We start from the raw sequence: 25,158 nt of genomic DNA, 5'->3' as shown, positions 1-25,158 counted from the left end.
TTGGTGTTTCTTTAAAAGAAATAATAAACCTTATTTATATGATTAAATAAATTATAAAATTTATTAAGAGTACAATTTATTTTTAAAATTGAGTTTCACTAACAAAAGTAATACTTTGATTTGGTATAGCAAAAGTGAAAATTAACTAAAATGCGTATAATACTTAAGTTAGAATTACGAAAACGTTATAGATTGGATTTATTAAAACCAAATGGTAATAAATTAGCCAAAGAATTAGACTTTACCACTTTTCCAGATACGCCCATAAAATAAATTTCTATAGCATTTTCTTGATTGTTTTCATATTCTGCTATGGCTTGTCTACATGCTCCACAAGGAGGTATAGGCTCTAATGTTTCTTGATTTTCTGATGCAGCAGTAATAGCCATATTAACAATTTTTACATTTGGGTATTTGGCTCCAGCATAATAAATTGCTGTTCGCTCTGCGCATAAACCTGATGGATATGATGCGTTTTCTTGGTTACTTCCTGAAACTATTTCACCGTTTTCTAATAAAATTGCTGCTCCTACTTTAAATTTTGAATATGGAGCGTAAGCCTTTTTTCTAGCTTCTATAGCTATTTCCATTAAGTCTTGTATCTCTTTAGGCGTTTCGTTTAACGAATTGAATGCATAAAGTGTTGATTCTATTTTTATTTCTTTCATATTAAAATCTAATATATAAACTATTTTAGAAATGGTTTTAGACAAAAAAACTATTGCTGTTGGCAATAGTTTTTTTATTATTTATTTTATTAAAATTAGTACTCGCTATATGTACCTGCTCCTAAATTAAATGTTAGTGAGAAACGTAATGTACTTTCTAACGGGCTTTGAATTTTTGATGCTGAAAATAGGTATGATAAATCCACATTAACAACATTGTATTTAAATCCTGCTCCTAAAGCAAAGAATTTTCTAGCTCCTTTTTCTTCATGCTCATTAAAATATCCTGCTCTAAATGCAAAAGCATCTTGATATTTATATTCTGCTCCTAAAGCGTATGTAAATTCTTGTAATTCTTCTTTAAAACCACCTGGTGCATCACCAAAGGATTGAAATATTCCCGAGATAAAACTTACATCTCTATTTTCTTGACCATCTATTATAACACGATCGTCTACCACTGCTCCTAATGTTTCTCCATCTTCTGGCTCGTAAACGCCATTTCCATTATCATCATTAAATTCACGTTCTGTACCTGTTACTGGTGGTGTTGGTACTAATAATTTGGTAAACTCTGCTGTTACTGCTAATGTATTGTATTGGTCGAAGATAAAATCGAAACCTGCACCTAAACGTAAGGTTGTAGGTTGAAAGTTATCTGGACCTCCATCTGTATAAGTAAATGTAGGACCTAAATTTTGTAAAGCAAATCCCATTCTCCAACGGCCGTTAAAATCGTTATAAGCTTCTTCTTCACTTTGATAGAAACCTGTAATATCTACACCAAAAGTACTTGCTGGATCAGTTTCTACATTACTATTATCTCTAATTTTTAAATCTGAACGTAAATAACGCATTGCTACTGCCATACCAAATTGATCACTTAATCGTAAAGTATATGATAAGTCTAAAGCAAATTCGTTTGGCTTTTGAATTAAAGGTACATCGTCTGCTGTTTCTCTAAATTCAATTTCACCTAAACTAAAATAAGTTAAACTTGCTCCAACAGCACTTTGCTCATTTATTCTGTTAAAGTACGAAACATAACCAACACCTATATCATTTACTAATTTACTTAAATATGGTGTATAACTTAAAGACACACCTGATTTAGCTTCAGAAAACACATACTTTGCTGGATTCCATTTTTGAGAAAATGCATCTACTGAGGTTGCTACACCCATATCTCCCATACCTGCTGCTCTGGCATCTGGTGCTATTAATAAAAAAGGCATTCCTGTTGTTATAACTCTAGAATCTGCATCTGGAACTATAGTTGTAGGGTTTTGTGCATTTAAATTAAAGGTAAAAATGGCGGTAATTATAAAAATTATTCTATTTTTCATATATAAATTTATTAGGCAAATATAATTTTTTATTAGAGGATTACAAGTTTCTCTATTTTTTCGACTGTTTTATTTGTTGTTGGTGAGTGTACTGTTAATTTATAAACATAGGTTCCTTTTCCTATTTTATCTCCAAAATCGTCTCTTCCGTCCCAAATAATATCTCTTGATGTAGAGCTAGTTATTTTAGAGCCAACTCCTGTTGTTTGTCCATTAAGAGTTCTTACTAATTTTCCTGATATAGTAAAAATTTGAACTGATATATTTAGTGTTTCTGAACTATTATGAGAGAACCAAAACTCTGTATAATTTACAAAAGGATTTGGATAGTTTAATACGTTTTCTATTACAAGCACTTCATCTTCGTTAAATACTCTAAATTGAATTTCTGTTTCTGATGAGTTATTGTAGACATCCCAAGCTTTTAATTTTAATGTGTGTAATCCTGGCTCCAAATCTCTAAATGGAAAACTTAGGCTTCCGCGTGTATAATCATCTAATTCTGTTACATAATAACTGTTTAATATAAAGGGATTTACTTCGTCTCCATCTAATGTTGCTACTATATCATGACCAATTCCACTGGCTGTATTAATACCATTTTCGTCTTGTAACTTTACCAATAGTGTTGGTGACGCATTTGTTATGCCTCCTGAGACAAAAGCTTCATCATTCATATGTAAAATTATATCTGGTCCTTGATTGTCTTCTGCTGCATTTTCATTTACGCCTCCAATTTGTAATGTTGTAGTTGTTGCTCCTGTTTGGTCGCTTAATGGTGTTTCTCGTGATGCATAAAAGCTTACTTTACCGTAACCTACAGGAATTCCAATATCTCTAGGTACAATAAAATCGAACTCAAACATGCCATTTGTTACTGTTGCTTGACCTCTAAAGATTACTTCGCCTAATGTTTCGTATTCTAGTTTTATTAGTTGACCGTTTTCTACTACACCATCGTTTGCTAGTGTTTCTCTTTCTATTGGTTTATCGTAAATTGTTGTTACTAGCTTACCATTATAATTTGACAATAAGTTACCATTAACATCTGTTACTTGTCCTGCTAATTTTGCATAACTCAAAGCTTCTAGAACTTCTGTATTACCTTGAACTGGTACATCGTTAATATGTGTTAATACAACATTAGGTTCTGGTATTGCTAATTTCATTGCTGGATCACCTATAAAAAAGACTAATTCTTTTTGTGCATTTATAGAGTTATCATTTTTGGTTAGCCTTAATGCTTCTGCCATTGTTGGGTACTCAAAATCACTAAAAGTATCGTTATCGCTATATGAGAATAAATATTCTTCTAATTTTTTATTAAATGTTGTACCAACACTTACAAAAACTTCTCTTGTTGTAGTTATTAACGCTACTGCTCCTGCATTCTTGTTCCAATATGTTAATTCTCCTGCTGTTTCTCTTAACGGATTATCAAATCTCGTAAAATCGCAGGTTATTGTAACAAAAGTGGTTAGTTTACAATCGTTACGAAGTTCTGGCGCATCAGATTTTTCGTAGATCCTTTCAAAAGCAAAACCATCTTCGCCTCCATGACCAAAATAATTAACAACTAATGCTCCTTTTTCTACCGCATCTATAATGGCACTTCTTACAGATGGGTAGCGGTCTCCACCAGCCGATGATTCTTGTTGGTATGCATCAGAATGAATTTTTACGACATTGAAAAAAGGTTTTTCGGTAGTAATCTCATCTGCAATTTCATCTGTTGTTTCTTGAAGAATTTTTTCAAAGGCTTCATCAACATCATCAGAAACAAATATTAAATTATTTCTCCAGCTACCAAAAGCTTCTTGTGAGTAGTAAGTATTTACTTTATCTACCATTTCTTTAGCTCTTTGTGGTGAATCTGCAAGAATTCTACCTACTGCTACATCTAATTTGTATAGTGATGAGGCATCATCTATATCACCTTCGTTATCATCCATCAATCCATAAAAATCGTCTGATATATATGAATTGGTGTAATTAAAACTACTATACGCATTCCAAAGTGGTAAATTATAGGTGTTAGATGCTATTTTAGCTTTATAATCAAAAGAACTATCTCCAAAAAGACATAAATATTTTAATCTATTTTGAGTAGAACTAGCATTTTCATAAACATATTTTACAAAATTTCTTATTGCTGCAATATCTTGGTTACCTGTACTAAACTCTGTATAAATAGCTTCTGCAGTAACAACTTTTACATTTAAATTATTTTTTGTTCTATTAATTTGTGCCAGTCTTTCTGCTTGACTTAAATGTGATGTAGGAGTTACAATCACATAGTCTATATCTTGAAAAGCACCTTGAGAGTTATTAAAAATTGTGCCTTTAATATTTTGGTTATTAACTTTTGTAGATGCTGGTACTATAGGTGTTTTAAAATCTGAAGTTGATACCGCTACATATTTTTTTAGAGTTCCTAATGTAGATTTAAAACTAAAGGTTGCTGCATTGCTAGTGTTTACTTTTTTAGTTACGTTTAAATTATCTGTTACATTCCAAACTTCTGGTAAATTTGCCGCTCCTGTAATTACATACTCGCCAATTCCTGAAGATTGTGCTGTTTGATTATTTTTAAACTGAAATTGATTACCGTTATAATTTAAATTTCTAGTAGCTTCAATTGCTAAATAATCTATATAACCAGCACCACCAGGAACACCTTGATTATCATAATTTATTTGAACCGAAACATTTTCACTCGCTACTGGAATATTATCTTGATAAAGAGCTTCTGAAGCTACATTGGCTCCTGTGGCTGAAGGTATTGTTAAAGTTGAAACCTGAGCGCCATTAATATTAATAGCCATACTAGCTGCACTAGTAGAAGTTGTTACGCCTATAAGTTTAAGATTTATTGGGGTTGTAGTATCTAAATCTGGAAAATTAAAATCGAAAGTTTTAGACGTTTCTATATCAAATTTATCACCAAACCAACGACGACCAACAAATGCTAAATTAAAATCATCAACCTCATGAAATTTGTAATCTTGAAAACTGTTTATTGTTAATGTCGCTGCACCAGTAGGTTCTTGAAAAGGCAAAATACGTTTTCCCAAACCACTACCAATAGATATGTAATAAAAAGCAGTATCTATATATGGATTTAAATTTGTATTTATACTAGAGTCTTCCACTCTACCTTTTGGTCCAACACCATAAAATAAAACATAGTCACTGTCATGAAAAAAACCATCATCTTCACCAATAACCTGAATTGCATTTTCTTCTGGATCATAAGGATAGTTTGCTGAGTTTTCATAAGGTAACATTTGTCCTCCAGAACCATATATTTTAATAGTACGAGGATCAAAGCTTTCAACATTTATACCTAATTGATTTAAAAAAGACTTAGACAGTTTAAATACTCCCGTATCTTTTACAGCAAAACGATACCAACTTCCAGTATTTAAAACAGAATTAAATATTAAAGGATTTCTATTAGCCAATCTTCCAGAATTTGAATTGTTATAATTAATTGTAAAACCAGTAACTTTCTTATAAGAATTACCAGATTTAACAATAGCAGACACTTGCAATACCGCATAATTTTTATTTCTATCGCTCACATTTTTTAATACAACTTGTATAGTGGAAGGAACTGTAGAAAGGTTAATACCTTTTAATTGAGACTTAGTTATATTACTGTAAGTTACATTAGTAAGATTAACACTATTTTCATTTATTAAGGTAGGCGACTCCCATTGTGATACAAACTGAATACCTTGAGCTAAACTAAATTTAAAGTTTTTTTTAGGTAAAAACTCAGGAACTTGAATGGTATGAGTTCCCGAATGAAAGGTTTTTACTCCTTGCCAATTTAGGTTAAACTTTTTTTGCTGTGCAAAAACTACAGCACAAATTAGCATTGTAATTACAAATAGAATCTTTTTCATTGCTTTTAATAACGGAGTTATTTCATTGTTATTATTAGGTTCTTAAAAATTTCTTAAAAAGACTTCAAAATTACAATAATAAATTAAAAAAACGCACGTTATAGTGATTCAAAACGTCGATAAACGACAAAAAAAGAATCGATGTAACGTAAATAAACAGGATGAACTGTAATATTTTTTTTATCAATTTTCACAAAATCTCTTGTAGAGTTGGCTTTAATTCTTATATTGCGTCTCCAAAAACATAATTTATCTTACTTAAACGTATGAATATGAAAAAAGTAATCGTATCAAGGATACTAATAGTATTAGCAATTTCGCTAACCTTGGTTAGTTGTGGACGTTCTGGAGGATCTAATACTTCAAGAGCTACTGGTTGGGATATTAACTCTAAAGAAGGAGGTTTCCAATACAACACAAAATTTAAAGAGCAAGAAACTGCTCCTGGTTTAGTATTCGTTGAAGGCGGTACCTTTACCATGGGTCGTGTACAAGATGATGTGATGCATGATTGGAATAACACTCCAAATCAACAACACTTACAATCATTCTATATGGATGAAACAGAAGTTACCAATTTAATGTATATGGAATACTTAGATTGGATTAAACGAGTTTATCCACCAGAAGAAGAAAACTTTAGAGCAATTTACGAAGGTGTTGTTCCAGATACCTTAGTATGGAGAAATCGTTTAGGTTATAATGAAGTAATGACAGAAAACTATTTACGTCACCCAGGTTATGCAGAATATCCTGTAGTTGGTGTAAGTTGGATTCAAGCTGTTGAGTTTGCTAACTGGAGAACAGATCGTGTAAACGAAATGTATTTACAGCAAGAAGGTTACTTAAAACAAGATAGCCAGTATGAAGCAACTGCAGACGCTAACTTTAACACAGATACTTACATTAATGCTCCAACACAAACTTTTGGAGGTAATGAAGAGATACTTAAAGGAGGGAAATTAAAACCTCAAACAGATAAAGAAGGTAACGAAATTAATGTTTTTGCATCTAGACAAACTGGTGTTATTTCACCAAAGTATAGACTACCAACAGAAGCAGAATGGGAATATGCTGCTTTAGGATTATCTGAAGTTAGAAGTTACAATGTATATAGAGGTCGTAAAAAATATCCTTGGGATGGACAATACACTCGTTCTGGAAAACGCCAAGTACGTGGTGACCAATTAGCTAACTTTAAACAAGGTAAAGGTGATTACGGTGGAATAGCTGGATGGTCTGATGATGGTGCAGATATTACTGCTCAAGTAAAAACTTATGCTCCTAATGATTACGGTCTTTACGATATGGCTGGTAATGTTGCAGAATGGGTTGCAGATGTTTACAGACCAATTGTTGATGATGAATTTAATGATTTTAACTACTACCGTGGTAACGTTTATACTAAAAATGTATTAAATGATGATGGTACTGTTAAAGTTGTAACAACAGATGAAGTTGAGTACGATACTTTGCCTACAGGAAAATTAGTAGTAAGAGTATTACCAGGAGAAATTGCACAACAACCTGTTGATGAAAATGAAACTTACTTAAGAACAAACTTTGACAGAGCAGACAATAGAAACTTTAGAGATGGTGATAGACAATCTTCTCGTATGTACGATGATGGTTTTGATGAATCTGAAGATGGTGATAATGCTAATGTTACAAGAAAAATGTACAACTCACCTAAGCATTCTGTTGAGTATGATTCTACAGGAACTTTAATAAGAGAAAGAGATAAATCTAACAAGAGAACATCTTTAATTAACGACGAAGTTAGAGTATACAAAGGCGGATCTTGGAGAGATAGAGAATATTGGTTAGACCCAGCACAAAGACGTTATTTCCCACAAACTATGGCTACAGATTATATTGGCTTTAGATGTGCGATGTCTAGAGTAGGTTCTAAATCTAAATCTAAAAACAAAACTAAAAACTAAAAACTAAAAACTAAAACCAGTTTTTATTAATAATATTAAAAGTCCTAACGCTTAGTTAGGACTTTTTTTATATTTTTATTTTATGAAAATAGAACAACTGCACCAACTCTTTTTAGAGTGTAAATCTGTATCTACCGATACCAGAACAATTAAAAAAAACATAATGTTTTTTGCCTTAAAAGGAGATAACTTTAACGGCAATACTTTTTCTACTGAAGCTTTAAAAAAAGGTGCCAAGTATGTTATTATAGATGAATTAGAATATAACACTTCATCTCAAACAATTTTAGTTGAAAATGTTTTAGAAACTCTACAACAACTTGCTACATACCATAGAGAGTATTTAAACATACCTATTATTGGTTTAACAGGAAGTAATGGAAAAACCACAACTAAAGAATTAATAAATACAGTTCTCTCAAAAAAATACAATACTACCGCTACTAAAGGAAATTTAAACAATCATATTGGTGTACCACTAACTTTATTATCCATGACAAAAGATACAGAGATTGGAATAGTAGAAATGGGTGCAAATCATTTAAAAGAGATTGAGTTTTTAAGCAATATCGCTAAACCAGATTTTGGTTACATTACAAATTTTGGAAAAGCACATCTTGAAGGTTTTGGAAGTATTCAAGGAGTTATTAACGGAAAAAGTGAACTTTATAATTATCTAATTACATATAAAAAACATATTTTTTTTAATGCTGATGATACTATTCAAAATGAAAAATTAAGTAACTATAATTTAAAAAGCGGATTTTCAAATCAAACACAAAACCAACTAAATATTAATTTTCTTGAAGCTAATCCTTTTGTAACACTAAAATTTCAAGACCAAATAATTACATCTCAACTTATAGGAAAATATAACTTTACAAACATTAGTGCGGCCATTACAATTGGTAGTTATTTTAATGTAAAATTTAGTGATATAAAAGCGGCTATTGAAAATTACGCACCTACTAATAATCGCTCTCAAATAATTAATAAGAATTCTAATAAAATCATTTTAGATGCATATAATGCAAACCCAACAAGTATGAAGGCTGCGTTAGAAAATTTTAGCAATCTTAACGCTACTTATAAAATTGCCTTTTTAGGAGATATGTTTGAGTTAGGAGACGAAGCACAAGCAGAACATCAAAATATTACAGATTTAATTACCACATTAAATATAAATACCGTGTATTTAATTGGAACGAATTTTAATAGTACAAAAACTGAAAATAAAAAAATAAAGCAATATAAAACTTTTGAAGCTTTAAAAAAGAGTTTTAATACAATTGATATAACTAATGCTACGTTATTAATAAAAGGCTCAAGAGGCATGGCTTTAGAGCGTATTGTAGATTTGTTTTAAAATACTATAATTTTAGTATTATTTTTCTCCATCACCAGCCATACTTTTTAATAATCCCTCGCTTGTATTTAGCCAAATAAAATTAAATACAGATTTTGTTTTATCTCTATCGACTTTAGTTTTTGCTGCTCTAAAATTATCTTTTTTATCCTTACTATCTTTAGACACAAATAGATTAGCTACTTTAGATAGTAGCCAGTTTTTTTTGTTTCCGTTTTTATTTAAAACATTAATTTCTAAGTTTTCATAATTAACTTTCATATCTACTGTAGCATTGTTTTTATTTCCGTTAATTGTAAAAAACAGTTTATTAGTATTTCCAGATAAGCGCACCTTTAAATTAGGTTCTGTAAATTCATTTATTTCATTAAATGCTATAGCATCCATATTCATTTTAAATATAAACTTGTCATTAATATTGTTGACATCAAAGCTCCAATATGCTTTAAAAGGTGTGACATTCATAAATTTACCAGTTATATCTAATTCTGTTTTAATAGGTGATTTATAGGTATTACTTACATTGTAAATAGAAGCATAAAATTTTTGAAACGAAATACTACCGCCATTGTTTTCTTCTTTAACTTTTTCTGTATATTCTATATTAGCATCTTTAACTAATACAGAATCTACAGTTAAATCAAAAGGAATTTCTCTTATAGATTCGCTATATAATTTTTTTATAGTTAAATCATCTTCAACCAACTTATCTCTAAATATTTCTAAATTAGGGTTTGCTATTGTTATTGCTTTAGAGTTTATAAATAACTGCCTATTTATAAAGCCAAAATCCAGACCTGAAATGTTTAAACTGTCCAATTTTAAATTAAAATGATCTCTTTCTTTGTTGATTACTCTAGATAATTTTGTTCTAGAATATTTTGTTTTAAATTGAACATTGTTAAAAGTTGCTTTATTATCCTTTAGTCTAATACTTGAAGTGGCTAAATTTTCAAAATCATTAGCTTTTAAAAACACAGAATCGGCTTTAAACTCGTATTCACTAAAATTAACTGGTAAACGCTTTTTTAAGGTTTCGTTATTTATAACTAAATCATCAATCTCTGTAGTACTATTTTTAACATATAATAAAAGTGAATCTGACGCTTTATCATAAATATGAAGCATGGCGTTATCAATGCTTAATTCCTCAATTAAAATTGGCTTATATAACTTAATTAAGCCTTTTGTTTTATCTTGATCTTTAGAAGGCTTAAATACGTCTTTAAAATAAGTAATATTAGCTTTAAACAACTTTATGTCTTCTATTGTAATGGTAGCTTTAAAAAGATAATCCCAATAGCTTAAATCTTCAATAATAATTTTATCTAAACTTACAGTAGTATGTATATTATTATCATTTCTATTTTTAAGGTTTACTATAGGTTTATTTACAGTAATAGTACCTTCAAACAAATCTAAATCGATGTTTGAATAAGATTGAGAAATATAATCTGGCAATCTATTTTCAAGAAAAAATTCTACTTTATTTTTAATTATAGTATTTGAAGCGAAAAGCACACCAAAAACTATAAATAGAATTCCTAAAAAGACAAATAAACTATTACGCAACCACTTTTTCATTTACTTAAGTTATAAAAAACAATTAGGTTATAAAATTAAATAGACTAAAAATAGAAACCGCTATTTAAGAGCTAAAAAAGAAGTTTTTTAAAATAAAAAATCCCGATAAAAAATTATCGGGATTTTTTTGATGTTGTGGGCGCGAAGGGATTCGAACCCCTGACCCCTTGGGTGTAAACCAAGTGCTCTGAACCAACTGAGCTACGCGCCCTAATTATTAGGTGTGCAAATATAAGACAGATTTTGGATTTGCAAAAACTTTTTTGAAAAAATTTTCAAATAATTTCTGCAACGGTAAAAGTGCTACCTCCAATATAGATAATATCTTCTGCTTTGGCAGTTGACAAGGCACTTTTATAAGCTTCATTTACAGAACTGTAGCTCTCTCCAACCAAATTACTTTGTAATAAAATTGATTTTAATTTTTTTTCACTCATACCTCTAGGAATATTTGGTTTGCAAAAGTAGTATTTGGCATTTTTGGGTAAAATTGTACTAATTGAACTTAAATCTTTATCATTTACTACTCCAAAAACAATGTGCAAATTCTCGAAATTCTCTTTTTTGAGTTGATTTATAGTAAAATTTAATCCTTCAAAATTATGAGCAGTATCACAAATTACTTTGGGATTGCTTTGTAGTATTTGCCATCTACCAAGTAAACCTGTATTTTTTACAACGTTTCCAAGCCCATTTTTTATATTTTGATTAGATACTTTAAACCCTTTTTTTATAATTTGATTTACAGTTTGTACTACAGTTTGAATATTATTTTTTTGATAATCTCCTTTTAAATCACTTTTATAATTATGAGCACTTAATTGATCTGCAAAAAAAATGTCACTTTGATTATTTTTTGCTAGTGTTTTAAATATTTCTTTAGTTTTAATATGAGTCTCACCAATTACAACAGGAACATTGTGTTTTATAATTCCACCTTTTTCTTTGGCAATGGCTTCTAAAGTGTTTCCTAGAAACTGTGTGTGATCTAAACCTATATTAGTTATTACTGATACTTCTGGTGTTATTATATTTGTTGAATCTAATCTTCCTCCCAATCCAACTTCTATAATTGCTATATCTACTTGTTGTTTGGCAAAATACTCAAAAGCCAACCCTACTGTCATTTCAAAAAAAGATAAAGCGTTAGTTTCTAAAAATGTTTTATTTCGTTTTATAAATTGAATTACAAATTGTTTACTAATCTCTTTGCCGTTAATTTTAATGCGTTCTCTATAGTCTTTAAGATGTGGAGAAGTATATAAACCAACTTTATAACCGGCATCTTGCAAAATTGAAGCCAACATATGAGATGTTGAACCTTTTCCATTTGTACCTGCTACATGAATGGTTTTAAATTTTGCTTCTGGATTTTTTAAATGTTTTGCTAGTAAATGAGTATTACTTAGATCTACTTTGTAGGCTTTGTTTCCTATTTTTTGATACATAGGAAGTTGAGAAAACATCCACTTTACAGTATCTTGATATGTCATTATATTATTGTCCTAATTTAAAATCTATACTCACAAACCCAACTTGTCTTGTAGGTGCTTTAGAATCTGCTTTCCATTTATGAGATAATGCTATTTTTCTTGCTGGTTCTAATAAGCATGATGCTGTGTTTTCGGTACCCTTGACACCAGGTTCTGCTTTAACAACTTTACCGTTTCTATCTACTTCTATTCTAACTACAACTAAACCGGATTCGTTACAGTTTTGCTTATAAACTGTTTTAGTTGGCGCACCTCTACCATTAAGACCATGACCAACACCACCATTACCGCTACCACTACCAAAATAACTTGGAGCATATGGATTACCGTTTAATTGCCCTTTATCTCCAGCAATATTATCGTTGCCCTCACTTCCAGCAGCTTCGCCATTAGAATTATTCATGCCGCCCATCATAGCATCAAGTTCGGCTTTCTTTTTTGCTTCTTCTACCTTCTTTTTAGCTTCAGCTTCAGCTTTTGCCTTTGCTATACGTGCTGCTTCGGCTTTTGCTTTAGCTTCTGCTTGTGCTTTTGCTTTCTTTTTTGCTTCAGCCTTTTTTATGGCTACTGCTTCTTCTGTTTCTTGAGTTAAAATTTTTTCTTCTACTTGTTCTGAAGTTTCACTTTCTTGAGTTTCTGTAGGCTGAGATTGAGCTTCTTGCGGTGGTTTATTAATATTTAAATTTTTAGATTTTACAGGTTGATCTGGCTGTATATTTCCACTACCTACAGATGAGTTTCCAAAGTTAACGGCAACTCCATATTCTTCTGGAGGATCTTGATAACTTTGTCCTACAACAAAACACAGTAGTACTAAAATGACAACTATTAGGGTTGTTATTTTTGCTGAATTACGTTCGTGTTTTGTTTCTAAATATTTCATTATTGTATTATTTACTTTTAAAACGAAAAATTTGACAGAATATTTTTAAAATCTAATTTGCCTTTACGTTTAATGGCAAGTAAAAAGAAACTGTTGTTGGTTTGCCTTGCTGCATACCTGGTTTCATTTTTGGTAATAATTTTGTTACGCGTTTTGCTTCATCTTCTAATTTAGGATGTGGTGCTTTTGCTCTAATACCAACTACTCTACCTGTTTTATCTATTTTAAAGAAAATATTTACTTTTTGAATGCCTTTTAAATCTAAATTCGAGGCCAAACTTTTATTAAAGTTTTGTCCTAGAAATTGTTTGATTTTATCGTTCATGCATTTTTTCTTAGCAGCATTATTACCGCCTTCACAACCTGGGTAAACGGGTACATTTTCTATTAAAGCAAATGATACGGTTTGATTACCACTTCCTTTTTCTTTTGAAGCTTCCGCTGCTGCTGCTGCGTCTGCTGCTGCTTTTTTGGCTGCTGCTTGTGCTTTAGCTTTTGCTATTCGTGCTGCTTCGGCTTTTCTAGCATCTGACGCTGCTTTTTCGGCTTTCTTTTTGGCTTCTAATGCTCTTGCTTTTTTTTCTGCGGCTAATTTTTGAGCTTTTTGTTTGGCTTCAGCTTTTTCTTCGGCTTCTTTTTTTGCTTTTGCTGCAGCTTCTTTTTGCTCTTTTTCTAATTTCTCTTTTGCTTCTTTAGCTTCTTGCTCTTCTTTTTCTTTTTTAATTCTTAAAGCTTCTTCGCGTTCTTGTTGCAAAAGTTTTTCTGCTTCGGCAGCTTTTTCTGCAGCTTCTGCTTTAGCTGCTTCTGCGGCTTCTTGTGCTTTGGATTCTTCTATTGCTTTTTCAAGTTCTTCTATAGTTTCTTCTTCTACTTCCTCTTGTACTTCTTCTTCTATAGTTTCTTCTTCAACAATATCTTCAGGTGTTGTTTCTTCTGGTTCTGGTTCTGATTCTTGAAGTTTTTCTGGAGGATTAGAATTAATATTTTCATCTACTACACTTGAACTTCCAAAATTTATGGCTACTCCATATTCTTCTGGTGGATCTTGATAGTTTTGTCCAACAACAAAACATAATAAAACGATAATCACTACTATTAAAGTAGTGATTTTTGCCGAATTTATTTCGTGTTTTGTTTCGAAGTATTTCATTTTACTGAGACTTTACTGCTAAGGTAGATTTTATTTTATTTCTGTTAGCAATATCCATTATATATACTACGTGTTTCATTTCTACATCTTGATCTGAACGTATTGTTATTGTTGGCGATTCTGCACTGCCTAATTTTGATAACAACTCTGATTCTAGTGTTTCTTTAGACACTTGTTTTAAATCGATATAATAGTTAACGTTTTTATCTACGCTTACCGAAATGTTTTTTGTCTGGGTTGTTTTACTTGATGATTTTGGTAATAACAGATCTATTGCTTCAGCTGAAACTAATGTTGAAGCAATCATAAAAAATATTAGTAATAGAAATACAATATCTGTCATTGAAGACATATTGAATTCTGGTGTTACTTTATTTCTTCCGCGTAAATTCATAAATATTTATTTAGCTAGGTTCGTTTAAAAGGTCTAAAAACTCTAATGAATTAGCTTCCATTTTATATACTACCTTATCTGTTTTTACTACTAAATGGTTGTATGCAATGTAAGCTATAATACCAACTATTAAACCTCCAACGGTTGTTGTCATTGCTGTGTATAAACCATCTGCTAAGGTTTTAATATCTATTGAACCGCCTGAATTTGCTATTTCGAAAATTGAAAGAATCATACCTATTACTGTACCTAAAAACCCAATCATTGGTGCGGCTCCAGAAATGGTTGCTAAAACACTAATATTTTTTTCTAAGCTATAAATTTCTAAACGTCCTGCATTTTCTATTGCTGTATTAATATCGTCTAAAGGTTTTCCTATTCTTGAAACGCCTTTACTTATTAATCTTGATACTGGTGAGTTTGTTTGAGCACATAAATTTTGAGCTGAATCTATTTTACCATTACTTACGTAATCTCGAATTTGATTCATAAAATTTGAGTCTACTTTAGAGGCTTCTTTTATGGCTAAAATTCTTTCAAAATAAATGTATAATGCTACTACAAATAGCACAAATAACAACGCTATAATAATTATTCCTGCTGTACCTCCAGTTGTTATTAATTCTATAATTGAGAGTGTTTTTTCAACTGATTCTCCTTCGGCTAATCCGTCAGTGTTTTGAGCTGCTTCTTGTAAGATTGTATTTAACATATTCTAGGTTTAGATAACTGTATAACGTGCTTTTTTAAAATTTAATATATTTTCCTTTTTAGAAGTTTAAAACTATAGCATATATATAACGCCTAATAGTCCCATAATACCTAAAACAATTGTGTATGGAAATGCCATTTTTGCCATTTTACCGTAAGATAAATTAATTAATGGTGCTATTGATGATGTTAGTAAAAATAAAAATGCGGCTTGGCCATTAGGTGTTGCTACACTTGGTAAATTTGTACCTGTATTAATTGCTATTGCTAATTGCTCAAACTGTAATCTTGAAATGTTTCCTGCTGTAAATGCATTTTGAACTTCTCCTATATATACTGTTGCTACAAATACGTTATCACTAATCATAGATAACAAACCATTTGCTGCATAAAATATTGCTGGTTGTTGTGAAGGATCTTTTGAAAGTGCCCATTCTATAATTGGTTGAAATAAGTGTTGATCATGTATCATGGCTACGATTACAAAAAACACTACTAGTAAACCTGTAAATGGTAATGCTTCTTCGAATGCTTTACCTAATGAGTGCTCGTCTGTAATACCCATAAATGCAGTTTGAACAATAATTAGAGCTAACCCTATAAATCCTACTGGAGCGATGTGTAATGCTAAACCTGCTATTAATAATAATGCTGAAACTCCTTGAACTATTAATCCATATTTTTGAGCTTCGGTTCTTTGTTTGTCTTGCTCTTCTGTATAATTTTCAATTATTCTACGTGCTACTTCTGGTAATTTATCACCATAACCAAATATTTTAGTTTTTTCTAAAATTATAGTTGTAATAATACCTGCAAATAAAACAGGAATTGTAATTGGTGCCATTTTTAGGAAAAACTGAACAAAATCCCATCCTAAACGTTCTCCAATTAATAAGTTTTGTGGCTCTCCTACTAATGTACAAACGCCACCTAATGCCGTACCTACTACACCATGCATTATTAAACTTCTTAAAAAGCTTTTAAATTGTTCGAATGTTTCACCACTTAATTCTTTTCTATCTAGAATGTTATCGTCATCATAATCTGCATCAACACTAGAATGTATTTTGTGGTATACACCATAGAAACCTACAGCTACACTAATTAATACTGCTGTTACCGTAAGTGCATCAAGAAAAGCTGAAAGTACTGCAGATAAAACTACAAATAGTACTGACAATACTAGTTTTGATTTAATTTTTGTAAAAACCTTACTAAATATATACATTAATAGAGGTTTCATAAAATAAATACCTGCAACCATGAATACTAAAAGTAATATAACTTCTAGGTTGGCATCTACTTCATGATAAGCATTTTCTGGAGTTGTAAGCCCTAAAGCTAAAGCTTCTATAGCCAGTAATCCTCCTGATTGTAATGGATAACATTTTAATGCCATTGCTAAACAGAAAATAAATTCACCAATAAACAACCATGCGCATATAGTAGGGTTTATATAGAAGATAGGAATATTAATGATTAAAAAAGCAATCATCGTGAATTTGAACCATTTAGGACTGTTTCCTAAAAACTGATTTATCATAATTTTGAAGTATTAAGTTTTAAAATGAATTAAACTAATTGTGTTAATGCAATCTCGAAGGCTGTTTTACTAATTTCGGTTTTGCTTGGGTTTTTATCGTATGTATTTTGTAATGCTTTTTTAATAATTTCTGAAGTATCGTTAAAAATAGCTTCGTCTGTCATTTGTACTTTTCTCTCCATAAAGTAAGCAAAAACTCTTGCCATACCACAGTTTGAAATAAAGTCTGGAATTAAACTAACTTTCTCATCTGTATGTTCCATAATACTACCAAAGAAAATTTCTTTATCTGCAAATGGTACATTTGCACCACAAGAAATCACTTCTAATCCTGTATTAATTAATTGATTGATTTGGTCTTGCGTTATTAATCTTGAAGCGGCACATGGAGCAAAAATTTCTGTTTGAAGTGACCATACGCGCTGGTTCATCTCCTCAAAAGGAATCATGTTATCTGCTAGTAAAGTGTTACCGTTTTTGTTTAAAAAAAAGTTTGTTATTTCATCGAAAGAGAAACCTTCTTCGTTTATAACGCCTCCAGAAATATCTATAATACCAACTACTTTAGCTCCCATTTGTGCTAAATAATATGCAGCAGCAGAACCTACATTACCAAAGCCTTGAACAACTGCACGTTTACCTACAACGCTACCACCATAAATTTCGTAATAATGTTTTACCGCTTCGGCAACGCCATAACCCGTAATCATATCTGCAACAGTATATTTTCTTGTTACATCTGGTGAGAACCCTGGATTTTCTATTACTTTAATAACACCTTGGCGTAGTTGACCAATTCTATTAATTTTATCGGCTTCGGTAGGTTTAAAATGTCCATTAAAAACACCTTCTTGAGGATGCCAAACACCAGATTCTTCAGTAATTGGAATAACTTCGTGAATTTCATCTACATTTAAATCTCCTCCGGTTCCATAATAGCTTTTTAATAATGGAGATACTGCTTTGTACCAACGCTCAAGAACGCCTTTTTTTCTAGGGTCACTTGGGTCGAAATTTATACCAGATTTTGCACCGCCAATTGCTGGTCCAGAAACTGTAAATTTTACTTCCATTGTTTTAGCTAAAGATAGGACCTCGTTCATGTCTAATCCTTTTCTCATTCGTGTTCCTCCACCTGCAGCGCCACCACGTAATGAGTTTATAACTGTCCAGCCTTCGGCTTCTGTTTCTGAATCTTTCCAGTTAAAAATTATTTCTGGCTCTTTATTTTCGTACTTTTTTAGTAATTCTTTCATTTAAATTCTATTGAATCTTGTTATAACTTTTATTTTCATTTTTTGTTTTTCTGTAAGTAAAGCTAAAGCTGATTCATTTTAGAAGAAATTTTAGTTAGTTTGATTTAACAAATATAAAAAACAAATTATGTACACTCTTAAAATTAATATTTTTTTAAGGATGAAATATTACTCCTGAAGCATGATTTTTTTTTGCACCAGTTACACTAGCTAAACAATTAACTTGATTTCTAAGTTTTAGAACTCCTAAAAAACCAAATATTAATGCTTCTTTAAACTCTATTATTTCTTTAGATGGTATTTCTATTTTATTGTTAGTGCGTGAATTTATTCTACTTATTAAAAATGAATTAAACACTCCACCACCAGTTAATAGTATTGAAGCTTTTGTTTTTGTATTTATTACTGTTTCTATTTGTATTGCAATATGCTCTACAAATGTTCTTAATATATCTGGAGTGCTAAGTTTGTAACTATCTATTAAGGGAAAAATATTTTTGTTAACCCATTCTAAGCCTAAAGATTTAGGATAGTTTTTTTTGTAAAATGATAACGCATTAAGTTCTTTAAGTAAAGCTTTATTTATGGAGCCACTTTTTGCTATTTCACCTTTATCATCAAAATTGAACCCTAAATTTGATACATATTTATTTAATACAATATTTAAAGGGCAAATATCGAAAGCAATTCGGTTTTTGTTTAATGTTGTAGATATGTTTGCAAACCCACCTAAGTTTATACAAAAGGTATAATTTGAAAATAATAACTCATCGCCTATTGGCACTAATGGCGCTCCTTGACCTCCTAATTCTATATCTTGAACTCTAAAATCACATACAATTAATTGGTTTGTAATTTTTGCAATTGAAGGTAAATTTCCTATTTGATAGGTTAATTTGTTTTCTGGTTTATGAAGTGCTGTATGTCCATGAGAGCAAATTGCATCAACACTAAAAATATTATTTTTTTCTAAAAATACATTTATTGTATTTGCCAAGTAGGCTGTATATTCTATATCTAATGACTTTAATTCTGGTTTTGTATAGTTTACTAAAGTTTTTAATTTAGTTGTCCAATCTTTAGTATAATCAACAGTTTCAGCTGTTATAATTTTAAAAGTCCAGGAATCTTCAAATTTAAAATTAATTAAAGCTAAATCTATACCATCTAACGAGGTACCAGACATGACACCAACAACATTATATTCATTTTTTATCATATAAAGTAAAAATAGAAATATCTATTGAAAAAAAGACAATAAAAAGCTATATTTGCACTCTTATTTTATCAAATCAACATTATAACTTTAACTATGGATTTTAGCTTAACTGAAGAGCATTTAATGATACGCGACGCAGCTCGTGATTTTGCACAAACTGAATTATTACCTGGCGTTATAGAGCGCGACGACAAACAACATTTTCCAGATGAGTTAGTTAAAAAAATGGGTGATTTAGGTTTTATGGGAATTATGGTAGATCCAAAATATGGAGGAAGCGGTATGGATGCTACTTCTTACGTATTAATTATGGAAGAATTATCTAAAATAGATGCTTCTGCTTCTGTAATTGTATCTGTAAATAACTCTTTAGTTTGTTACGGTTTAGAAGCGTACGGATCTGAAGAACAAAAACAAAAATATTTAACAAAATTAGCAACTGGTGAATTTGTTGGTGCATTTTGTTTAAGTGAGCCTGAAGCAGGTAGTGATGCTACTTCACAAAGAACAACGGCTGAAGATAAAGGCGATCACTATATAATTAATGGTACTAAAAACTGGATTACTAGTGGTGGCAGAGCAGATGTTTATCTTGTAATTGCTCAAACAGATAAAGAAAAAGGGCATAAAGGTATTAATGCTTTTATTGTTGAAAAGGGAACACCTGGTTTTGATGTTGGACCTAAAGAAGACAAGCTAGGAATTAGAGGTAGTGATACGCATACTTTACAGTTTAATGATGTAAAAGTACCAAAAGAAAATAGAATTGGTGAAGATGGATTTGGTTTTAAATTCGCGATGAAAACATTATCTGGTGGTCGTATTGGTATTGCTGCTCAAGCCTTAGGTATTGCATCTGGTGCTTACGAGTTAGCATTAAAATACTCTAAAGAACGTAAAGCTTTTGGTACAGAAATTTGTAACCACCAAGCTATTGCTTTTAAATTAGCAGATATGTATACAGATATTTCGGCTGCAAGACATTTAGTTATGAAAGCTGCCTGGGATAAAGATCAAGGTAATAATTACGATATGTCTAGTGCTATGGCAAAACTATATGCTTCTAAAGTAGCTATGGAACATACTGTTGAGGCTGTACAAATACACGGTGGAAATGGATTTGTAAAAGAATATCATGTTGAACGTTTAATGCGTGATGCAAAAATTACTCAAATTTATGAGGGAACATCTGAAATTCAAAAAATTGTAATATCAAGAGGTGTTATAAAAGGTTAATATCTTTTTTACCTATAAAAAAAGCAGCCAAATGGCTGCTTTTTTTATGTAATGTATTTAGAATTTAAATACTAATTATTTAGACATATTATCTAACACTAAACGTAACTCGCCAAAAGTATATTTATCGTCTATTTGATGTTTTAAATCTGAAAGGTTTTCAAATTTGTGAGTTGGTATAATTTCCATTAATTCATCAAAATGCTTTTTAGACATTAAATCTAAAATTTTAATTTCTCCTGAAGGAATAAAACTAGCCAAATGCCCAATTATAGTATTTAAATTTAAATCACGCTCCATAGCAATTTGCTCAACAGTTTTACCAGATTTAAATAAATTTAGAGATATTGTTTTTGTTTCTCCTACTTTTCGTTTAGGCTTCTTTTCTTCAAATATTTCTATGTCTTTAGATGTTTCTATATTATTTTCATCACAATATTCTCTAATAATTTTTAAAATTTCATTGCCATATTTATCAACTCGAGTTTTACCAAAACCATTTACTTTTAATAATTCTTTTTTATTAGTTGGTAGTGTTTCGCACATCTCATAAAGAGACTTTTGAGTAAATATTTGATAATGTATTAAATCATTAGTTTGGGCCAATTCATTTCTTAATTCTCTAAGTAATTCAAATAAATCAACATTTGTGGTGCCATCTACAATAGATTTTCTTGATTTCTTGGGAGCCTCTTTAGCTAAAAAGACAGATTTAGCTCTCAAATTTAAATACTTTTCTGCATTAAAGCCTTTAGACAGTTTATTGAAAAATAATTTCTTTGCTTCTATTTGCTCCTCTATAACATCTAACATTTTAGACAAGTCACTGTCTATAGTTTTATTATCTGTAGTAAAACTTAAACTTTTATAAGATACGATAATATTATTGTTTAATTCTTTTAAAAAATAATCTAATGCTTTTAAAAAGCGCTCCTGAAGTACTTTGTTATTCTCTGGTAAAATTGAGTTTTGAGATATTTCTTGAAGTTGAATTTTAAATGTATTTGCTACTTTTAGTAAAGTAGTAATTGTTTTCTTAATTAATAATAAAGGTGCTTCTATATCGCCTTGAATACTATTTCTATTTTTATAAAAAATATCTAAAATTCTGTTTATTGGATATATAAATTTAAAAAAATCAAATATTTCAGAAATTAATTTAAGTTGAAAATTTACTTTACTATCTATTAAAATAGTTTCGTTTGGTTGATTTTGTTCTGCAAGTTTATTAAACGTTATTACATTACTATCACTTATAATTTGATTAGAACCTATTTTTGTTTTTAAAACTAAGCCTTCTAAACTTTTGCACCTACTAAGCGCAACATAAGTTTGTCCATGAGCAAATGCTCCTTGAGCGTCTATAATTGCTTTTTCGAATGTTAAACCTTGACTTTTGTGAATTGTTATAGACCATGCTAATCTTAATGGAATTTGAGAGAAAGAACCTATTTTATTTTCAGTAATGCTATTAGTTTCTTTGTTTACAGAATAATTTATATTTTCCCATATCTCATGGCTAGCATTAATATTGAAATCATCATCAGGACATTTAACTACAACTTCATTTTTATCTAATAAAATAACAGTCCCTATCTTTCCATTAAAATAACGTTTCTCTACAGAACTATCATTTTTAATAAACATAACCTGAGCTCCAATTTTTAATATTAACTCTTCTTTATTAGGAAAAGAAACCTCAGGAAACTTACCTTCTATTTTTGCTTTATAAACAACTTCTTTTTCTTTTATAGCTTTTAAAGCTTCATTATTTATAGATTCTGCTTTGTTATTATGTGTAGTTAAAGAAATATACCCATCTTCCTTTGAAGGTTTAAAGTCTGGCTTAAATCTTTTATTAAGTTCCTTAGCAGATTGATGAGATAATGTGTCATTTCTTATCTCATTAAGAATATTGATAAATGTAGGATTGTCTTGTCTATATATATGCTTTAATTCTATAGTTATAGTATTACTAGTCTGAAAAGCAATACTACTAAAAAAGAAAGCATTTTTATAATAAGGCTTTAGTATGTGCCATTCATAATCTCTAACTACTGGAGAAAGCTGCTGTAGATCACCAATCATAAGTAATTGAACACCTCCAAAAACCAACTCTCTGTTTTTAAACCTTCGTAAAACCTTATCAATACCATCTAATAAATCAGCTCGTACCATACTAATCTCATCAATAACTAATAAATCCATAGACTTAATAATATTGATTTTTGTTTTACTAAATTTCTTATTAAAAGCAGAAGAATTTACGTTATAATCTTCAGGAACAATTGGTCCAAAAGGCATTTGAAAAAAAGAATGAATTGTCATTCCTTTAGCATTAATTGCTGCTACACCTGTTGGTGCAACTATAACCATTCTTTTTATAGAATCTTTTTTTAATTTATGAAGAAATGTAGTTTTTCCTGTACCTGCTTTACCTGTTAAAAATATATTTCTATCAGTGTTATTAATAAAATCCCAAGCTAAATCAATTTCCTTATTTATAAACATAAATTATAAATTTAATAAGATTTTTAAATATAATCTTACAAAAAGGCAAAAAAAAATCCTCAACGAATAAACGTTGAGGATTTATAAAAAAGGCGACGACCTACTCTCCCACAAATGTAGTACCATCGGCGCTAATAGGCTTAACTTCTCTGTTCGGAATGGTAAGAGGTGAGCCCTATCGCTATAATCACCTTAAATCTTTCGGTGTATGTATAATAATTATACTTAACCGTATATAAAACATATTGAAAAAAGAACACTAAGTGTTAAAACATGATAATAATTAATAATAATATTGAACTTAATAAAAAAACAGGCGTACAATAAGCCTATGGGTTATTAGTATCACTCGGCTATGACATTACTGCCTTTACACCTATGACCTATCAACGTGGTAATCTCCCACGACCCTTTAAAGAAATCTCATCTTGTGGTGGGTTTCGCGCTTATATGCTTTCAGCGCTTATCCCTTCCCAACGTAGCTACTCTGCAATGCTCCTGGCGGAACAACAGATACACCAGAGGTTAGTCCAACTCGGTCCTCTCGTACTAGAGTCAGATCCACTCAAATTTCTAACGCCCACTGTAGATAGAGACCGAACTGTCTCACGACGTTCTGAACCCAGCTCGCGTGCCACTTTAATGGGCGAACAGCCCAACCCTTGGGACCTTCTCCAGCCCCAGGATGTGACGAGCCGACATCGAGGTGCCAAACCCCCCCGTCGATGTGAGCTCTTGGGGGAGATCAGCCCTGTTATCCCCGGAGTACCTTTTATCCTTTGAGCGATGGCCCTTCCATGCGGAACCACCGGATCACTATGCTCTACTTTCGTACCTGATCGACTTGTAGGTCTCTCAGTCAAGCTCCCTTATGCCATTGCACTCTACGCACGGTTACCAAGCGTGCTGAGGGAACCTTTAGAAGCCTCCGTTACTCTTTTGGAGGCGACCACCCCAGTCAAACTACCCATCAAGCACTGTTCCCACTCTGTGGGTTAGACTCTAGATAAGCAAAGGGTGGTATTTCAACAATGACTCCACAACACCTAGCGATGCTGCTTCAAAGTCTCCCACCTATCCTACACATTACTTATCCAAAGCCAATACTAAACTATAGTAAAGGTTCACGGGGTCTTTTCGTCCCACAGCGGGTAATCGGCATCTTCACCGATACTACAATTTCACCGAGCTCATGGCTGAGACAGTGTCCAGATCGTTGCACCATTCGTGCAGGTCGGAACTTACCCGACAAGGAATTTCGCTACCTTAGGACCGTTATAGTTACGGCCGCCGTTTACTGGGGCTTCATTTGATTGCTTCGCCGAAGCTAACAACTCCACTTAACCTTCCAGCACCGGGCAGGTGTCAGGCCATATACGTCATCTTTCAATTTAGCATAGCCCTGTGTTTTTGATAAACAGTCGCCTGGACCTTTTCACTGCGGCCACCCCGAAGGGTGGCGACCTTTCTCCCGAAGTTACAGGTCTATTTTGCCTAGTTCCTTAGCCATGAATCTCTCGAGCTCCTTAGAATTCTCATCCCAACTACCTGTGTCGGTTTAGGGTACGGGCTGCTTCACTCGCTTTTCTTGGAAGTCGATTCGCTAGATTATCACCGCGACCGTAGTCTTAGTGTACTATCAAGGTGTTACCACTCTTTTCAACGCACAATTCCGTCTGTGCGCACTAACTATTCGCCTCCGTCACTTTTAGTGTGAGCAGGTACAGGAATATTAACCTGTTGTCCATCCACTACCCCTTTCGGGTTCGCGTTAGGTCCCGACTAACCCTCAGCTGATTAGCATAGCTGAGGAAACCTTAGTCTTTCGGAGTGCGGGTTTCTCGCCCGCATTATCGTTACTTATGCCTACATTTTCTTTTGTAGCTACTCCAGCATGCCTCACAGCACACCTTCAACGCCACTACAATGCTCCCCTACCACTTT

16 protein-coding genes, 1 tRNA gene and 2 rRNA genes (1 of these 19 cut by a window edge) are annotated in these 25,158 nt (G+C 31.6%); 3 read left to right on the top strand and 16 right to left on the bottom strand.

Features of this window, described 5'->3' with window-relative positions; genetic code table 11:
* Positions 1–185: 185 nt before the first annotated feature.
* From cdd to porU, 3 genes are all read right to left on the bottom strand, one after another.
* On the bottom strand, positions 186–668 hold the full coding sequence (gene cdd, locus LACAL_RS08485; RefSeq protein WP_041301850.1) for a cytidine deaminase: 483 nt from the start codon (positions 666–668) through the stop codon (positions 186–188).
* 95 nt (positions 669–763) lie between these two features.
* Positions 764–2,014 carry a type IX secretion system outer membrane channel protein PorV gene (porV, locus tag LACAL_RS08480; RefSeq protein ID WP_013870311.1) on the bottom strand — a complete coding sequence of 417 codons (1,251 nt, stop codon included), beginning with the start codon at positions 2,012–2,014 and terminating at the stop codon, positions 764–766.
* A gap of 32 nt (positions 2,015–2,046) precedes the next feature.
* Complete coding sequence (porU, locus tag LACAL_RS08475; protein ID WP_013870310.1) at positions 2,047–5,925, bottom strand: type IX secretion system sortase PorU; 3,879 nt, start codon at positions 5,923–5,925, stop codon at positions 2,047–2,049.
* 266 nt (positions 5,926–6,191) lie between these two features.
* On the opposite strand from porU, the gene gldJ reads away from it, so the two are divergent.
* Both gldJ and murF read left to right on the top strand, forming a co-directional pair.
* Positions 6,192–7,868 (top strand): gliding motility lipoprotein GldJ, encoded by a 1,677-nt coding sequence (gldJ, locus tag LACAL_RS08470; protein ID WP_013870309.1) that lies wholly within the window; start codon positions 6,192–6,194, stop codon positions 7,866–7,868.
* A gap of 82 nt (positions 7,869–7,950) precedes the next feature.
* Positions 7,951–9,234, top strand: a complete 1,284-nt coding sequence (gene murF / locus LACAL_RS08465; RefSeq protein ID WP_013870308.1) for a UDP-N-acetylmuramoyl-tripeptide--D-alanyl-D-alanine ligase — start codon at positions 7,951–7,953, stop codon at positions 9,232–9,234.
* A gap of 18 nt (positions 9,235–9,252) precedes the next feature.
* On the opposite strand, the gene LACAL_RS08460 is transcribed toward murF, so the two are convergent.
* The 10 genes from LACAL_RS08460 to LACAL_RS08410 all read right to left on the bottom strand — a co-directional run bounded on the left by LACAL_RS08460 (position 9,253) and on the right by LACAL_RS08410 (position 19,467).
* Positions 9,253–10,818 carry a hypothetical protein gene (locus tag LACAL_RS08460; protein ID WP_013870307.1) on the bottom strand — a complete coding sequence of 522 codons (1,566 nt, stop codon included), beginning with the start codon at positions 10,816–10,818 and terminating at the stop codon, positions 9,253–9,255.
* Positions 10,819–10,954: 136 nt separating this feature from the next.
* Positions 10,955–11,029: transfer RNA gene (locus LACAL_RS08455), tRNA-Val, on the bottom strand.
* A gap of 64 nt (positions 11,030–11,093) precedes the next feature.
* Positions 11,094–12,311 carry a folylpolyglutamate synthase/dihydrofolate synthase family protein gene (locus LACAL_RS08450; protein WP_013870306.1) on the bottom strand — a complete coding sequence of 406 codons (1,218 nt, stop codon included), beginning with the start codon at positions 12,309–12,311 and terminating at the stop codon, positions 11,094–11,096.
* A 4-nt stretch (positions 12,312–12,315) separates the two neighbouring features.
* Positions 12,316–13,194, bottom strand: a complete 879-nt coding sequence (locus LACAL_RS08445; protein ID WP_013870305.1) for a hypothetical protein — start codon at positions 13,192–13,194, stop codon at positions 12,316–12,318.
* Between the two features lie 52 nt (positions 13,195–13,246).
* Entirely contained in the window at positions 13,247–14,344 is a 1,098-nt protein-coding gene (gene tolA, locus LACAL_RS15025) for a cell envelope integrity protein TolA (RefSeq protein ID WP_013870304.1), read from the bottom strand.
* Position 14,345: 1 nt separating this feature from the next.
* Positions 14,346–14,738, bottom strand: coding sequence for a biopolymer transporter ExbD (locus tag LACAL_RS08430; protein WP_013870303.1), 393 nt, complete (start codon positions 14,736–14,738; stop codon positions 14,346–14,348).
* Between the two features lie 10 nt (positions 14,739–14,748).
* The gene (locus LACAL_RS08425; RefSeq protein ID WP_013870302.1) at positions 14,749–15,450 is read right to left on the bottom strand and encodes a MotA/TolQ/ExbB proton channel family protein; all 702 of its coding nucleotides are present in this window, start codon (positions 15,448–15,450) and stop codon (positions 14,749–14,751) included.
* 72 nt (positions 15,451–15,522) lie between these two features.
* The gene (gene nhaB, locus LACAL_RS08420) at positions 15,523–16,992 is read right to left on the bottom strand and encodes a sodium/proton antiporter NhaB (protein WP_013870301.1); all 1,470 of its coding nucleotides are present in this window, start codon (positions 16,990–16,992) and stop codon (positions 15,523–15,525) included.
* A gap of 29 nt (positions 16,993–17,021) precedes the next feature.
* Positions 17,022–18,248, bottom strand: a complete 1,227-nt coding sequence (locus LACAL_RS08415) for a Glu/Leu/Phe/Val dehydrogenase dimerization domain-containing protein (protein WP_013870300.1) — start codon at positions 18,246–18,248, stop codon at positions 17,022–17,024.
* A 154-nt stretch (positions 18,249–18,402) separates the two neighbouring features.
* Complete coding sequence (locus LACAL_RS08410; RefSeq protein ID WP_013870299.1) at positions 18,403–19,467, bottom strand: anhydro-N-acetylmuramic acid kinase; 1,065 nt, start codon at positions 19,465–19,467, stop codon at positions 18,403–18,405.
* Between the two features lie 93 nt (positions 19,468–19,560).
* On the opposite strand from LACAL_RS08410, the gene LACAL_RS08405 reads away from it, so the two are divergent.
* Entirely contained in the window at positions 19,561–20,703 is a 1,143-nt protein-coding gene (locus LACAL_RS08405; protein WP_013870298.1) for an acyl-CoA dehydrogenase, read from the top strand.
* 75 nt (positions 20,704–20,778) lie between these two features.
* Here LACAL_RS08405 and LACAL_RS08400 read toward each other — a convergent pair whose 3' ends face one another.
* From LACAL_RS08400 to LACAL_RS08390, 3 genes are all read right to left on the bottom strand, one after another.
* Positions 20,779–23,214: a helix-turn-helix domain-containing protein gene (locus tag LACAL_RS08400; protein ID WP_013870297.1), complete on the bottom strand. Its 2,436-nt coding sequence runs from the start codon at positions 23,212–23,214 to the stop codon at positions 20,779–20,781.
* A gap of 87 nt (positions 23,215–23,301) precedes the next feature.
* Positions 23,302–23,409, bottom strand: a 5S ribosomal RNA gene (gene rrf, locus LACAL_RS08395).
* Positions 23,410–23,533: 124 nt separating this feature from the next.
* Positions 23,534–25,158: ribosomal RNA gene (locus LACAL_RS08390) — 23S ribosomal RNA — on the bottom strand; it runs 1,196 nt beyond the window's last position.

Source organism: Lacinutrix sp. 5H-3-7-4 (genome assembly GCF_000211855.2).
Taxonomy (GTDB): Bacteria; Bacteroidota; Bacteroidia; order Flavobacteriales; family Flavobacteriaceae; genus Lacinutrix.
This window is presented reverse-complemented; position numbering and strand designations above follow the sequence as displayed.